This is a genomic window from Burkholderia pseudomultivorans (assembly GCF_902499075.1).
Lineage (GTDB): Bacteria > Pseudomonadota > Gammaproteobacteria > Burkholderiales > Burkholderiaceae > Burkholderia > Burkholderia pseudomultivorans.
Map to the genome: position 1 here is coordinate 30,341 of NZ_CABVPP010000027.1, position 14,685 is coordinate 45,025.

General features: G+C 66.2%; 15 protein-coding genes. 12 read left to right on the plus strand and 3 right to left on the minus strand.

Annotated elements, in window-relative coordinates:
• The 7 genes from hpnK to BST28156_RS18635 all read left to right on the plus strand — a co-directional run bounded on the left by hpnK (position 1) and on the right by BST28156_RS18635 (position 6,142).
• Positions 1 to 885, plus strand: coding sequence for a hopanoid biosynthesis-associated protein HpnK (hpnK, locus tag BST28156_RS18605; protein ID WP_174903025.1), 885 nt, complete (start codon positions 1 to 3; stop codon positions 883 to 885).
• On the plus strand, positions 882 to 1,913 hold the full coding sequence (locus BST28156_RS18610) for a lysylphosphatidylglycerol synthase domain-containing protein (protein WP_174903026.1): 1,032 nt from the start codon (positions 882 to 884) through the stop codon (positions 1,911 to 1,913). The genes hpnK and BST28156_RS18610 overlap by 4 nt, the downstream gene beginning before the upstream one ends.
• 85 nt (positions 1,914 to 1,998) lie before the next feature.
• Positions 1,999 to 2,556 carry an outer membrane protein assembly factor BamE domain-containing protein gene (locus BST28156_RS18615; protein ID WP_009690867.1) on the plus strand — a complete coding sequence of 186 codons (558 nt, stop codon included), beginning with the start codon at positions 1,999 to 2,001 and terminating at the stop codon, positions 2,554 to 2,556.
• Positions 2,557 to 2,854: 298 nt separating this feature from the next.
• A complete protein-coding gene (locus tag BST28156_RS18620; protein ID WP_009690868.1) occupies positions 2,855 to 3,544 on the plus strand; it encodes an ABC transporter permease in 690 nt (229 codons plus the stop codon).
• The gene (locus BST28156_RS18625) at positions 3,541 to 4,254 is read left to right on the plus strand and encodes an ABC transporter permease (RefSeq protein WP_006401214.1); all 714 of its coding nucleotides are present in this window, start codon (positions 3,541 to 3,543) and stop codon (positions 4,252 to 4,254) included. Before BST28156_RS18620 ends, BST28156_RS18625 begins: the two co-directional genes overlap by 4 nt.
• A gap of 21 nt (positions 4,255 to 4,275) precedes the next feature.
• Entirely contained in the window at positions 4,276 to 5,076 is an 801-nt protein-coding gene (locus BST28156_RS18630) for an ABC transporter ATP-binding protein (protein ID WP_174903027.1), read from the plus strand.
• A 25-nt stretch (positions 5,077 to 5,101) separates the two neighbouring features.
• A complete protein-coding gene (locus BST28156_RS18635) occupies positions 5,102 to 6,142 on the plus strand; it encodes a GlxA family transcriptional regulator (protein WP_009693189.1) in 1,041 nt (346 codons plus the stop codon).
• A 213-nt stretch (positions 6,143 to 6,355) separates the two neighbouring features.
• On the opposite strand, the gene BST28156_RS18640 is transcribed toward BST28156_RS18635, so the two are convergent.
• From BST28156_RS18640 to BST28156_RS18650, 3 genes are read right to left on the minus strand one after another with little or no spacing between them, the layout of a single operon-like run.
• Positions 6,356 to 6,694, minus strand: a complete 339-nt coding sequence (locus BST28156_RS18640) for a hypothetical protein (protein WP_174903028.1) — start codon at positions 6,692 to 6,694, stop codon at positions 6,356 to 6,358.
• A complete protein-coding gene (locus BST28156_RS18645; protein ID WP_174903029.1) occupies positions 6,691 to 7,323 on the minus strand; it encodes a type VI secretion system amidase effector protein Tae4 in 633 nt (210 codons plus the stop codon). Before BST28156_RS18645 ends, BST28156_RS18640 begins: the two co-directional genes overlap by 4 nt.
• Complete coding sequence (locus BST28156_RS18650) at positions 7,316 to 7,897, minus strand: PAAR domain-containing protein (RefSeq protein ID WP_174903030.1); 582 nt, start codon at positions 7,895 to 7,897, stop codon at positions 7,316 to 7,318. Before BST28156_RS18650 ends, BST28156_RS18645 begins: the two co-directional genes overlap by 8 nt.
• A 615-nt stretch (positions 7,898 to 8,512) precedes the next feature.
• On the opposite strand from BST28156_RS18650, the gene BST28156_RS18655 reads away from it, so the two are divergent.
• Genes BST28156_RS18655 through astB form a run of 5 tightly spaced genes read left to right on the plus strand, consistent with a single transcriptional unit; the run spans position 8,513 to position 14,683 of the window.
• Positions 8,513 to 9,745, plus strand: a complete 1,233-nt coding sequence (locus BST28156_RS18655; protein ID WP_009689374.1) for an aspartate aminotransferase family protein — start codon at positions 8,513 to 8,515, stop codon at positions 9,743 to 9,745.
• A 31-nt stretch (positions 9,746 to 9,776) separates the two neighbouring features.
• Positions 9,777 to 10,829 (plus strand): arginine/ornithine succinyltransferase subunit alpha, encoded by a 1,053-nt coding sequence (aruF, locus tag BST28156_RS18660; RefSeq protein WP_009689375.1) that lies wholly within the window; start codon positions 9,777 to 9,779, stop codon positions 10,827 to 10,829.
• On the plus strand, positions 10,826 to 11,857 hold the full coding sequence (astA, locus tag BST28156_RS18665) for an arginine N-succinyltransferase (RefSeq protein ID WP_060241577.1): 1,032 nt from the start codon (positions 10,826 to 10,828) through the stop codon (positions 11,855 to 11,857). The genes aruF and astA overlap by 4 nt, the downstream gene beginning before the upstream one ends.
• A 7-nt stretch (positions 11,858 to 11,864) precedes the next feature.
• Positions 11,865 to 13,328 (plus strand): succinylglutamate-semialdehyde dehydrogenase, encoded by a 1,464-nt coding sequence (astD, locus tag BST28156_RS18670; RefSeq protein ID WP_174903031.1) that lies wholly within the window; start codon positions 11,865 to 11,867, stop codon positions 13,326 to 13,328.
• 14 nt (positions 13,329 to 13,342) lie between these two features.
• The gene (astB, locus tag BST28156_RS18675; RefSeq protein WP_060241581.1) at positions 13,343 to 14,683 is read left to right on the plus strand and encodes an N-succinylarginine dihydrolase; all 1,341 of its coding nucleotides are present in this window, start codon (positions 13,343 to 13,345) and stop codon (positions 14,681 to 14,683) included.
• Positions 14,684 to 14,685: the final 2 nt, after the last annotated feature.

A 14,685-nucleotide genomic window follows, 5' to 3' on the forward strand; every position in this document is an offset into this window, starting at 1 on the left:
GTGACGACACGGCGGGCGGCGCGGGCGCTCATCTTCACCGCGGACGATTTCGGGCTGCATCCGCGCGTGAACGCGGCGGTCGAGCGCGCGCATCGCGACGGCGTGCTGAACGCCGCGAGCCTGATGGTCGGCGCGCCGGCCGCGCAGGATGCGATCGAGCGCGCGCGGCGGCTGCCGTCGCTCGCGGTCGGCCTGCATCTGGTCCTCGCGGACGGCCCGGCCACGCTGCCCGCGCACGAGATTCCCGCGCTCGTGGGACGCGACGGGCGGTTCGGCGACGCGATGGCGAAGGACGGCTGCCGCTTCTTCTTCCTGCCGCACGTGCGCGCGCAACTGCGCCGCGAGATCCGTGCGCAGTTCGACGCGTTCGCGGCGAGCGGCCTGCCGCTCGATCACGTGAACGCGCACAAGCACTTCCATCTGCATCCGACCGTGCTGTCGATGATCGTCGAGATCGGCCGCGACTACGGGCTGCGCGCGGTGCGGCTGCCTTACGAGACGAGCGCGCCCGCGTGGCTCAGGCCGTGGATCGCGCTGGTGCGCGCGCGGCTCGATCGCGCGGGGCTCGCGCATAACGACTACGTGGTCGGGATCGAGCACACCGGCGCAATGGACGAGGCCGTGCTGCTCGACGCGCTGGCGAAGCTGCCGCCGGGCGTCGGCGAGATCTACTGTCATCCGGCCGAAGCGGGCGACGGCCCGATCACGCCGACGATGGCGGCCTACCGCCCGGCCGACGAACTGGACGCGCTGCTGTCGCCGCGCGTCGCGGCCGCGCTGAAGGCGGCGGGCGTCGCGACCGGCGGCTTCGCGGACGTATTCGGCCAGGCCGCGGCGACGCGTGCCGCGCGCGCGTCGCGCCGGCCGGGAGCGCAGCCGTCATGATGAAGTGGATCAAATGGCTCGGCTGGCCGATCGGCATCGGCATCCTGGTCGCGCTCGGGCTGCGCGACGGCGTCGGCGACGTGATGCAGATGCTCGCGCGCGCCGGCTACGCGCTGCTGTGGCTCGTGCCGTTCCATGCGCTGCCGCTGCTGCTCGATGCGTATGCGTGGCACCGGCTGCTCGACCGGCGCGCGTCGCTGCCGTTCCTGTGGTGGATCGCGACCGTGCGCGAGGCCGTGAACCGGCTGCTGCCGGTGGTCGGGATCGGCGGCGAACTGGTCGGGATCCGGCTCGCGCGCTGGCAGGTGCCGGACGCGAGCCGCGTGACGGCGTCGGTGATCGTCGAGGTGCTGGTGACGATCGTCGTCCAGTATGCGTTTGCCGCGCTCGGCCTCGTGCTGCTGCTCGCGACGACGCACGACATGGGCGGCGGCACGATCGGCGTCGCACTGCTGCTGACGCTGCCGCTGCCCGTGCTCGGCGTCGTGCTGATGCGGCGCGGCGGGATCTTCCATGCGATCGAGCGCTTCGCGGGCCGCCTGCTCGGCGATTCGCACCGGCTGCTGCAGGGCGTCGACGGCAAGCGGCTCGACGCCGACATCGACGCGCTGATGTCGCGCACGCCGTTGCTGTTCGGCGCGTTCTTCTGGCAGCTGGCCGGCTACGTGCTCGGCGCGCTCGAAATCTATTGGGCGCTCGCGCTGCTCGGCCATCCGGTGTCGATCGGCGGCGCGATCGCGATCGAGGCGATGACGCAGGCCGTGCGGCATGCGGCGTTCATGGTGCCGGGCGGGCTCGGCGTGCAGGAGGCGACCGTCGTGCTGCTCGCGCAGATGTTCGGCGTCGACCGCGATACCGCGCTGTCGCTGGCGCTCGTCAAGCGCGGCCGCGAAGTGCTGTTCAGCAGCCTGTCGCTGGTATCGTGGCAGCTCGCCGAGCTGCTGCGCACGCGCCGGCGGATCGCTGCACCGCCGGTCGCACCGCATGCGGCGGCGCAGCGGGTGGCCGAAACCGAAACGACGCATTGAACGAGACGGGCCGCGCGCCCGTCTCGCGCTTTTGGCGTCGCGCGGGTATGCTTGCCGCGTGTTTTCTCGACATGCATTTCTTCCGATGATCTTTCGTTTCCGGCTGCTTCCCGTGACGCTGCTGGCCGCTGCGCTGGCGCTGACCGGCTGCGACGACAAGCAAGGCGAGTTCGACGTGCAACGTATCAGGGACTTCTTCAACGCGATCAAGCCCGCGCCGCTGCTGCTCAAGGGGCTGAAGGTCGGCGAGTCGACCGAGGCCGACGTGCGCGGCACGATGGGCAGGCCCGAGACCGAGCGCACGTTTACCGACGGCTCGAAGCGGCTCGAATATCCGCGCGGCCCGATGGGCAACCAGACCTGGTTCGTCGACCTCGATGCGAACGGACGCTACACGGGCGCGACGCAGGTGCTGACCGCCGACAATTTCGCGAAGGTGCGCCCCGGGATGACCGAGGACGAGGTGCGGCGGCTGCTCGGCAAGCCGGGCGAGGTCGCGCAGTATCCGCTGAAGCCGGAGACGGTGTGGAGCTGGCGCTGGCTCGAGGACGGCGTGAACACCGACGCGTTCTTCAACGTCCATTTCGGCCCGGACGGGCTGGTCTACACGACGTCGCGCTCCGACATCCTGAAAGGGCGCTGAGCACCGCCGCGAGCGCCTGCCGCCGGTTCGCGACCGCCCCTCGTCGCTATATCGAAAAAGCGACCGGAAAATTGCAAAAAGTCCGCTTCCCGACGTGTTATCCGGCTGTCAGGAAGCGGCTTTTTTCCTTTTGAAACAGGGCGGTAGGGCACGGTTTCAAATAACGGGAAGATTTGCTGCGACGCAGCAAACGGGCGCACGGTGATTTGAGGCAATCCTTTTCGCTTGCGACTATCCGCGTCAGCCCGGCGCGTGACACGCATTCGCGTCGGCAACCATTCCAACTCTGGAGACGCGCGTGTTCCTTTACGGCTTTGGCCCCGTCCTGTGGGCCGGCACCGTGCAGACCATCGAGCTGTCGGTCCTGTCGCTTGCCACCGCGGTGGCGCTGGGATTGATCGGCGCGGTGGCGAAGCTGTCGCACAACCGGGTGCTGCGAGCGATCGCGACCGGTTATACGACGCTGATCCGCTCGGTGCCGGATCTCGTCCTGATGCTGCTGCTGTTCTACAGCATCCAGATCTGGCTGAACCAGTTCACCGACCTCGTCGGCTGGGACCAGATCGACATCGATCCGTTCGTCGCCGGCGTACTGACGCTCGGCTTCATCTACGGCGCGTACTTCACCGAGACCTTCCGCGGCGCGTTCCTGTCGGTGCCGCGCGGCCAGCTCGAGGCGGGCGCCGCGTACGGGATGAGCGGGATGCGCGTGTTCGTGCGGATCATGTTTCCGCAGATGATGCGCTTCGCGCTGCCGGGTATCGGCAACAACTGGCAGGTGCTCGTGAAGGCGACCGCGCTGGTGTCGATCATCGGTCTCGCGGACGTCGTGAAGGCCGCGCAGGACGCCGGCAAGAGCACCTTCAACATGTTCTTCTTCATTCTCGTCGCGGCGCTGATCTATCTCGCGATCACGACCGTTTCCAACCTCGTGCTGATCCAGCTCGAGAAGCGTTATTCCATGGGCGTGCGGCACGCAGAACTATGATCGAGATCCTCCAGGAATTCGGCAAGGCGTTCCTTTACTGGGACGGCCAGCGCCTGTCCGGCCTTGCGGTGACGCTGTGGCTGCTCGTCGCGTCGATCTCGCTCGGCTTCGTGTGCGCGGTGCCGCTCGCGGTCGCGCGGGTGTCGAAGAAGAAGTGGGTGTCGATGCCGGTGCGGTTCTACACCTACGTGTTTCGCGGCACGCCGCTGTACGTGCAGCTGCTGCTGATGTACACGGGCATGTACAGCCTCGAGTTCGTGCGCTCGCACTCGCTGCTCGACGCGTTCTTCAGGAGCGGCTTCAACTGCGCGATTCTCGCGTTCGCGCTGAACACCTGCGCGTACACGACCGAGATCTTCGCGGGCGCGATCCGCGCGATTCCGCACGGCGAGGTCGAGGCCGCGCGCGCGTACGGGATGACGCCGTTCACGATGTATCGCCGCGTGATCCTGCCTTCGGCGCTGCGCCGTGCGCTGCCGCTGTACAGCAACGAGGTGATCCTGATGCTGCACGCGACCACCGTCGCGTTCACGGCGACCGTGCCGGACATCCTGAAGGTCGCGCGCGATGCGAATTCGGCGACCTACATGGCGTTCCAGTCGTTCGGGATCGCCGCGCTGATCTATCTTGCGGTATCGTTCGCACTCGTCGCGGCGTTTCGCCGCGCGGAGCGCCACTGGCTCGCGTATCTCGCGGCCGGCCGTCATTGATTTCACTTCGAGGAGAGCCAGTTGGCCGAGATCACTCAAACGAGCGCGTCCGCTTCCGTGAAGCTTGCCGCGGTCGACATTCACAAGCGCTACGGCGACAACGAGGTGCTCAAGGGCGTGTCGCTGAACGCGAAGGCCGGCGACGTCATCAGCATCATCGGCGCGAGCGGCTCGGGCAAGAGCACGTTCCTGCGCTGCATCAATTTTCTCGAGCGGCCGAATGCGGGGCAGATCGTCGTCGACGGCGAGGCCGTGCGCACGAAGGCCGACAAGACCGGCGCACTCGAGGTGGCCGATCACAAGCAGCTGCAGCGCATTCGCACGAAGCTCGCGATGGTGTTCCAGCACTTCAATCTGTGGGCGCACATGAACGTGCTCGAGAACGTGATGGAAGCGCCCGTGCACGTGCTCGGCATTTCGAAGAAGGAAGCCGAGGATCGCGCGCGCGAGTATCTGGAGAAGGTCGGCCTGCCGCCGCGCGTCGAGAAGCAGTATCCGTCGCACCTGTCGGGCGGCCAGCAGCAGCGTGTCGCGATCGCGCGTGCGCTTGCGATGCATCCGGACGTGATGCTGTTCGACGAGCCGACTTCGGCGCTCGATCCGGAACTCGTCGGCGAAGTGCTGAAGGTGATGCAGAAGCTGGCCGAGGAAGGCCGCACGATGATCGTCGTCACGCACGAGATGGGTTTTGCGCGCAACGTGTCGAACCACGTGATGTTCCTGCACCAGGGGCGGACCGAGGAACAGGGCGATCCGAAGGAGGTGCTGGTGCGCCCGCAGAGCGAGCGGCTCAAGCAGTTCCTGTCGGGCAGCCTCAAGTAACGGTAACGGAACAGGCAGGCTGCACGTGGTACCGGTGTCCCGTCCCGCAGGCGCCACCCGCACGACGCAGGTGGCGATCGTCGCATTGCCGCCCGTGTCGATGTCGGGTGTGGGCCCGATCGTCGATGCGTTGAATCTGGCGAACGAGATCGACGGTCGCTTGCTGTACCGCTGGCAGGTGTGTTCGTGGGACGGGCGGCCGGTGCCGCTCGCCGGCGGCGCGCAGTGGCATGCCGATGCGGCGTTCAACGATGCGATCGCGTGCGACTGGCTGATCGTCGTGTCGGAGCGGTTTCAGCAGTTTGCCGATTACCGGCTGTTTCTCGCGAGTCTCGCGCGGGTCGGGCCGCGCACGCCGCTGGTGAGCGGGATTCATCACGGCGTGTGGTGGCTCGCGATGGCGGGGCAGTTGTCCGGGTATCGCGTGAGCGTGAACTGGGAGACGTATCAGCAGTTTGCCGAACAGTTCGAGCGGTCGATCGTTACGCAGCAGATCTTCGAGATCGATCGCGATCGGGCGACCTGTGCGGGCGGGCAGGCCACCGTCGATTTCATGCTGGCGATGATCGGCCGCGAGCACGGGCCGGAGCTTTCGGAGCGGATTGCCGATGCGCTCGGGGCCGGGACGCTGCGTAGCGGCGAGGAGCGGCAGCGGATTCCTTTTGTCACCGCGCCCGGCGAGCGGCATCCTCGGCTCAACGATGCGTTGCTGCTGATGGAGGCGAATATCGAGGATCCGCTTACGACCGATGAAATCGCCGGGTTGGTCGGGGTGTCGCGGCGGCAGCTCGAGCGGCTGTTTCGGCAGTATCTCGGGGCGATGCCCTCCAAGTATTACCTCAATCTGCGATTGCTCAAGGCGCGTACCCAGTTGCAGCGGACCAGCAAGTCGGTGGTGCAGGTGAGCCTCGCTTGCGGGTTTTCTTCGGCTGCGCATTTTTCCAATGCCTATCGGGAGCGGTTTGGCGTGACGCCGCGGGAGGATCGAAGGGCGTGGCTCGAGAAGCAGACGGGTGGGGGCAGTGAACCGCGGGCGGGGGCGCTCGTCGAGCGCGGGAAGGACTGAGGGTGGGTTGTTGGGGGTGGGGTCGGGTGGTGGTCCGCTTTGGGTGGTCGTGAAGCACCTGTGATCGTGTCGGTCTATTAGCGTCGCCCCTGCGCGGGGCGGCGGTTACTTTTCTTTGTCTTGCCAAAGAAAAGTAACCAAAAGAAAGGCGCTGTGAGCGCTAGCGGCTGGGCCGCGGGGCGGTGGGCTCAATTGGCTTTCCTTAATGCAGTATTAGTCGTGGGCAAGCCCAAATGCGGGTATGGCGTAGGGGGCGACATAGAACAGGATCGCCAGCAGCGTCGCGACGCCGAAAGCGATAGACCAACTGCGCCCCGACCATCGTTGATAGGCCACGGCGTTCAGCATACCGAACACGGCGGCAGGCCATAGCAGTGACACAAGCAATTCGGCGACGAATCTCGCATGCGGTGCGCAGTGCTCCATATCGTTGCATCCGGTTGCGTGTGATTTCACTTCGGGCCAGTGAATATGATTCGCTGCATAGATGGACGCCCATGTGACGAACAAGCCCCATGCAATACCTAGAACCGCCAGTACCGTACGCTTCATTTCACTTCCCAAAAGAGGATTTCTTTCGAATTCGATAGATCGGAAAACCAGTTATCGTCGCTGCCGGTCAGGTAGGAGCGAAGGCTGCGGAACTGCGACATGCCGACGCGGAATCGAAGGAAGTTCACGAGCGAAGGCGTGAGCGTGTCTTTGTTCCAGAGATCGATATGGCCACCGCTCAGCGAGTCGGCTGAGTCGCCCTCCTGACGCCAGTAGCCGAAAAAGTAGATGATACCGGTTCGATTTTTTACCTTGTCCTGCCAATCCGAACCGGTAATGTTTTCAGATTTGCCGAGACCGAGGAACGGGCGAAGCTTCAACCATTCAGCGAGTTCGTAAGCGCGCGTCGCTGTCGCTTTCCCGCCAAGTAGCAGGCGCCCCAGTGTCTTCTTGCCAGGCATCGGCTTCAGCACGTTTTGAGAAAACGACTTCATGTCGCTTCCAATGCCGTGAAACGCGACGCTCATGCGAATGGCGCATTGATTGGCATATTCGCCGGTCGGGTCATCGTAGGGGTCTTTCTTCGGGTACGCGTTCCAAAGCGCTTGGAAGGACAAGGCTTGTAGTTGCACGGGCTTCTTTGAATTTGGGGTGTCGTTCGTGCGGACCTTTGTAGGTCGATTAGGCATGGCTCACCCCGCAATATTTTTTTGCTATGGCTTCGTCACCCCAATACACGGTGTAGTTTCCCGATTCATCGCCGGTGTTGATGCGCGGTAGCTCGCCGCTTGCGTCGAGTACGCCAGAATGGATGCGGCCGTCGGCTGTCTCGATGTAATACGGGTAACCGTCCGGGCCGACGGGAATACTGCCGTCAGTCGCCGCCTTGATCTGTTCATCAAATGCACCCTTCTTGAGCGACCTGACACCGCCCGTTGCCGTGCGGCTGGAAACGACTTCTCCCAGACCCTTTAGCCGATCATCGCACCACGCTTGATCTGCAAGCTCAGCAACGATGCTTGGTGGAGTCGAGCAGCCGCACAGGACAATATCGCCGTCGAGCGCAACCTCGCCCTGAAACTTGAGTCGATAGGGGCCGCCAGCTTTTGCGATGATGCCGGTGCTTTGGCAGGCCGAGCAGAATGCACTACCGCCGATCAAGGCTACTTGATGCCCGCGAACCAGGAATCGTGGTCCGTCATATGAGCGGATTGTTCCGCCGCTTGACAGGCTATCGCCGACGACTGCAATTCTTCTATTCATGTTCGGTCCCTCGCGGAAAGTCTCAATCGTAGTCGCGCGGTGCAAAGGGCCATCTCGATATTGTTCGAGACGTTTGAGATCGCGCCACGTCGAACGATTGCGCCACCCCGAAGGGCGAACTTGGAGCGCGCGGGGGGAGGGTCGCCATTTTTGGCATCCGGCGCCGCCGTCCCGCTGGCGGCAATTAACCGACTGCGTTGTTTGAGGGGTGTGTCCCCGTCGGCCGAGCGCAGCGAGGGCGGAGCTAGCGGGCGGTACACCACTTCGTTGGGTGGTGCGACGGGCCAGATCCGTTGCTCGAACCACTCCGCGCTCCCGACTGGCGCGGACACTTAGGCGCGATCCACTCCGCTGGCCACGGCACCGGGAGGTCTTGCGATATCCCCAGCGCCTTTCTTTTGGTTACTTTTCTTTGGCAAGACAAAGAAAAGTAACCGCCGCCCCGCGCAGGGGCGACACTAATAGACCGACACGATCACAGGCAATCCACGCCCCAAGGCAAAATACAAAAAAAGCGCTTCCGATAGAACCCGTCGCAATTCCGCAAGACGCTTGCGTCACCCTTACCTAAACTTGATCCTGTTGAACCCTCTTACGAAATCGAAAGGAACCACCATGACGACCTCGACCGTGACCCGCCAGACATTCGACGAAGTGATGGTGCCGGTATTTTCCCCCGCGCCGTTCGTGCCGGATCGCGCCGAGGGCTCCCGCGTATGGGACACGGCTGGCCGCGAATACATCGACTTCGCGTGCGGCATCGCGGTGACGTCCCTCGGCCACGGCCACCCGGAACTGCTGAAGGTGCTCGACGAGCAAAGCCGCAAGCTCTGGCACATCGGCAACGGCTACACGAACGAGCCGGTCCTGCGCCTCGCCAAGCGCCTCGAATCGCTGACCTTCGCCGACCGCGCGTTCTTCGCGAACTCGGGCGCGGAAGCGAACGAAGCCGCACTGAAGCTCGCGCGCCGCGTCGCGTTCGATCGCCACGGCGCCGACAAATTCGAAATCATCTCGTTCGTGCAGTCGTTCCACGGCCGCACGTTCTTCACGGTCAGCGTCGGCGGCCAGCCGAAGTACTCGGAAGGCTTCGGCCCGGTCCCGGCCGGCATCAAGCACCTGCCGTACAACGACATCGAAGCCGCCAAGGCAGCGATCGGCCCGCAAACCTGCGCGGTGATCGTCGAGCCGGTACAGGGCGAGGGCGGCGTGATCCCGGCCGATCCGGCCTTCCTGAAGGCGCTGCGCGAAGCGTGCGATGCCAACGACGCACTGCTGATCTTCGACGAAGTGCAGACCGGCGTCGGCCGCACTGGCCAGTTCTACGCGTACATGGACACCGGCGTCACGCCCGACATCCTGACGACCGCGAAGGCGCTCGGCAACGGCTTCCCGATCGGCGCGATGCTGACGACCAACGAACTGGCCGCGCATTTCAAGGTCGGCGTGCACGGCACGACGTACGGCGGCAACCCGCTCGCATCGGCGATCGCGGACAAGGTCGTCGAACTGATCGGCAATCCGGAACTGCTCGAAGGCGTGCGCGAACGCAGCGTGCGCCTGAAGGGCGCGCTCGAACGCATCAACGCACGCTTCGGCATCTTCAAGGAAGTGCGCGGCAAGGGCCTGCTGGTCGGCGCGGAACTGACCGCCGCCTTCGACGGGCGCGCGAAGGACTTCGTGACCGCGGCCGCCGAGCACGGCGTGATCATGCTGATCGCCGGCCCGAACGTGCTGCGCTTCGTGCCGTCGCTGGTGATTCCGTTCGACGAGCTCGACGAAGGCATGAAGCGCTTCGAGAAGGCGGTCGAACAGGTGCTCGCCGCACAGGAAGCCACCGCGCGCTGAGCGGCGCGCCCATCGCAGAACAGGAACGACGATGCTATTTGTTCGCCCCGGCAAACTCACGGATCTCGATGCGCTCGCGCACATGGCGCGCACCGCGCAGCCGGTCCTGCACTCGCTGCCGCACGACCGCGCGGCGCTCGAAGCGCGCGTCGCGCTGTCCGAGGATTCGTTTCGCGCGGACGTCGACTTCGCCGGCGAGGAGTTCTACCTCTTCGTGCTCGAGGATTCGACGACCGGCAAGCTGCTCGGCACCGCTAGCATCGTGGCCGCGGCGGGCTACTCGGAGCCGTTCTACGCGTTTCGCAACGACGCACTGATCCACGCGTCGCGCGAACTGCACGTGAACCGCAAGATCCACGCGCTCACGATGTCGCACGAGCTGACCGGCAAGAGCCGGCTCGCGGGCTTCTATGTCGACCCGTCGCTGCGCGGCGACGCGGCCGCGCACCTGATCTCGCGCGCGCGGATGATGTACATCGCCGCGAACCGCCGCCGCTTCACACCGGAAGTGTTCACGCTGCTGCTCGGCGTGAGCGACGAAAACGGTGCGTCGCCGTTCTGGGAAGCGGTGGGCCGCAAGTTCTTCGGCCGCGATTTCACCGACGTCGACATCGCGTCGGGCGGTCGCAGCCGCACCTTCATCGCGGAAGTGATGCCGGCCTATCCGCTGTATGTGCCGCTGCTGCCGGAAGCCGCGCAGCGCGTGCTCGGCGAGCCGAACCAAACGGCGCTGCTCGCGTACGACATCCATCTGGAAGAAGGCTTCGAGCCCGACCGCTTCGTCGACATCTTCGATGCAGGCCCGGTGCTGACCGCGCAGGTCGACCGCACCGCATGCGTGAAGCACGGCGCCGAGCGCGTCGTGCGCGAAGCGGCGCATCAGCAGGGCGATGTGGCCTATATGGTGTCGTCCGGCAGCGGCGAATCGTTCCGCTGCGTGCTCGCGGATCTGCCGGGCGATGCGGCCGACGCACCGCTGGCGGGCGACGTGCGCGCGGCGCTCGATGTGAAGGATGGCGATGTCGTGCGCTGCGTGCCGCTGCACCGCCGCGACGATGAGGAATTGAAGGGAGACGCAGCATGATCGTCGTTCGGGTCGTACAAACGGGCGACGTCGACGCGCTCGTGTCGCTCGCCAAGGAAACCGGGCCGGGCCTGACCACGTTCAAGCCCGACCGCGACGCGCTCGCCGCGCGCATCGAGCGCACGCGCCGCACGCTCGCGGGCGAGGCCGCGCCCGGCGAGGCCGGCTACTTCTTCGTGATGGAAGAGTCGAAGACGGGCGACATCGCCGGCGTGTGCGGGATCGAGACGCAGGTCGGCCTCGAGCAGCCGTTCTACAACTATCGCGTGAGCACGGTCGTGCACGCGAGCCAGGAGCTCGGCGTGTGGACGCGGATGTCCGCGCTGAACATCTCGCACGACCTGACCGGCTATGCGGAAGTGTGCTCGCTGTTCCTGAGCCCGCGCTATCGCACGGGCGGCGTCGGCGGCCTGCTGTCGCGCTCGCGCTTCATGTTCATCGCGCAGTTCCGCGACCGCTTTCCGGAGCGCATCTGCGCGGAGCTGCGCGGCCACTTCGACGACGACGGCACGTCGCCGTTCTGGCGTGCGGTCGGTTCGCACTTCTACCAGATCGACTTCAACGCAGCCGACTACCTCAGCTCGCACGGCCGCAAGTCGTTCCTCGCGGAGCTGATGCCGCGCTATCCGGTGTACGTCGACCTGCTGCCGCAGGACGCGCAGGATGCGGTCGGCCTCACGCACCGCGACACGCTGCCGGCCCGCAAGATGCTCGAAGCGGAAGGGCTGCGCTACCAGAACCATGTCGACATCTTCGACGCGGGCCCGGTGCTCGAATGCCATGTGAACGACCTGCGCACGGTGCGCGAGAGCGTCGTCGTGCCGGTCGCGATCGGCGTGCCCGATGCGCGCGAAGACGCGCCGAAGTCGCTCGTGTCGAACACGTCGCTGACCGACTTCCGCGTCGGCGTCGCGCCGGGCGTGGTCGCGAACGGCTCGTTCGTGCTGTCGGCCGACGATGCCGTCGCACTCGACGTGAAGGCCGGCGATCCGGTCCGCGTGCTGCCGCTCAAAGTCAAACAGGGATAAACGAATCATGACGGAACTCTTCATCGACGGCGCCTGGGTCGCAGGCTCGGGCCCCGTGTTCGCTTCGCGCAACCCGGGCACCGACGAGATCGCGTGGCAGGGCGCCAGCGCATCGGCGGCCGACGTCGATCGCGCGGTCGCCAGCGCGCGCCGCGCATTCGCCGGCTGGTCGGCGCTCGACTTCGAAGCGCGCTGCGCGATCGTCAAGCGCTTCGCGGCGCTGCTCAACGAGCGCAAGGAAGCGATCGCAACCGCGATCGGCCGCGAGACCGGCAAGCCGCTGTGGGAAGCGCGCACCGAAGTCGCGTCGATGGCCGCGAAGGTCGGCATCTCGATCCAGGCGTATCAGGAACGCACCGGCGAGAAGCGCCAGGACATGGCCGACGGCGTCGCCGTGCTGCGCCATCGCCCGCATGGCGTCGTCGCGGTGTTCGGTCCGTACAACTTCCCCGGCCACTTGCCGAACGGGCATATCGTGCCGGCGCTGATCGCGGGCAACGCGGTCGTGTTCAAGCCGTCCGAGCTCGCGCCGGGCGTCGCGCGCGCGACGGTCGAAGTGTGGCAGGACGCGGGCCTGCCTCCCGGCGTGCTGAACCTCGTGCAGGGCGAGAAGGACACCGGCATCGCGCTTGCGAACCATCGCCAGATCGACGGACTGTTCTTCACCGGCAGCTCGGACACGGGCACGCTGCTGCACCGTCAGTTCGGCGGCCGCCCGGAGATCGTGCTCGCGCTGGAAATGGGCGGCAACAACCCGCTCGTGATCGGCGAAGTCGAGGACATCGACGCGGCCGTCCATCACACGATCCAGTCGGCGTTCCTGTCGGCCGGCCAGCGCTGCACGTGTGCGCGCCGCATCTTCGTGCCGCAGGGCGCGTTCGGCGACCGTTTCCTCGCGCGCCTCGTCGATGTCACGTCGAAGATCACGGCCGACGTGTTCGACGCCGATCCGCAGCCGTTCATGGGCGCGGTGATCTCGGCGCGCGCGGCCGCGAAGCTCGTCGACGCGCAGTCGCGCCTGGTCGAGCAGGGCGCGAAGCCGATCATCGCGATGACGCAGCGCGATCCGCGCCTGGGCTTCGTGAACGCATCGATCATCGACGTGACCGGCGTGGCGAACCTGCCCGACGAAGAGCATTTCGGCCCGCTCGCGCAGATCGTCCGCCATGCGACGTTCGACGAAGCGATCGAGCGCGCGAATGATACGGCGTTCGGGCTGTCCGCGGGCCTGCTCGCCGACGACGCCCGCGCGTGGGAGCACTTCCGCCGCACGATCCGCGCGGGGATCGTCAACTGGAACCGGCCGACCAACGGCGCATCGTCGGCGGCGCCGTTCGGCGGCACCGGCCGCTCAGGCAACCATCGCCCGAGCGCGTACTACGCGGCCGACTACTGCGCATATCCGATGGCGTCGGTGGAAAGCGCCCAACTGACCCTGCCCGCGAGCCTGTCGCCGGGCCTGCATTTCTGATCGACGGAGCGACGATGAACGCACAAGAAGCCAATTTCGACGGACTCGTCGGCCCGACCCACAACTACGCCGGGCTGTCGTTCGGCAACGTGGCGTCGCTGAACAACGAAAAGTCGGCCGCGAATCCGAAGGCCGCCGCGAAGCAGGGGCTGCGCAAGATGAAGCAGCTCGCCGATCTCGGCTTCGTGCAGGGCGTACTGCCGCCGCAGGAGCGGCCGTCGCTGCGCCTGCTGCGCGAGCTCGGCTTCTCGGGCAAGGACGCCGACGTGATCGCGAAGGCCGCGAAGCAGGCGCCCGAACTGCTGGCCGCGGCGAGCTCGGCCTCGGCGATGTGGACCGCGAACGCGGCCACCGTCAGCCCGTCGGCCGATACGAACGACGGCCGCGTGCATTTCACGCCGGCCAACCTGTGCAGCAAGCTGCACCGCGCGATCGAGCATGAAGCGACGCGCCGCACGCTGTCGACGCTGTTCGCCGACCCCGCGCACTTCGCGGTGCACGAGGCGCTGACGGGCACGCCGGCGCTCGGCGACGAAGGCGCAGCGAACCACACGCGCTTCTGCGCGGAATACGGCAAGCCGGGCGTCGAGTTCTTCGTGTACGGGCGCGCCGAATACCGCCGCGGCCCGGAACCGAAGCGCTTCCCGGCGCGCCAGACCTTCGAGGCGAGCCGCGCGGTCGCGCATCGCCACGGGCTTGCGGAAGCGGCGACCGTCTACGCGCAGCAGGATCCGGACGTGATCGACGCGGGCGTGTTCCATAACGACGTGATCTCGGTCGGCAATCGCGACACGCTGTTCACGCACGAGCGCGCATTCGTCAACAAGCAGGCGGTCTACGACACGCTGACCGCGGCGCTCGACGCGCGCGGCGCGCACCTGAACGTGATCGAGGTGCCGGACGCGGCCGTCGGCGTGAACGACGCGGTCACGTCGTACCTGTTCAACAGCCAGCTGCTGTCGCGCGCGGACGGCTCGCAAGTGCTCGTCGTGCCGCAGGAGTGCCGCGAGAACGCGAACGTCGCGGCCTATCTCGACCAGCTCGCGGCCGGCAGCGGCCCGATCCGCGACGTGCTGGTGTTCGATCTGCGCGAGAGCATGAAGAACGGCGGCGGCCCCGCCTGCCTGCGCCTGCGCGTCGTGCTGAACGATGCGGAGCGCGCGGCCGTCACGTCGAACGTGTGGATCAACGACACGCTGTTCGCATCGCTCGACGCGTGGATCGACAAGCATTACCGCGATCGCCTCGCGCCGGAAGATCTCGCCGATCCGGCATTGCTCGACGAGTCGCGCACGGCGCTCGACGAGCTGACGCAGATCCTGCGCGTCGGGTCGCTGTATGAATTCCAGCGCTGAGT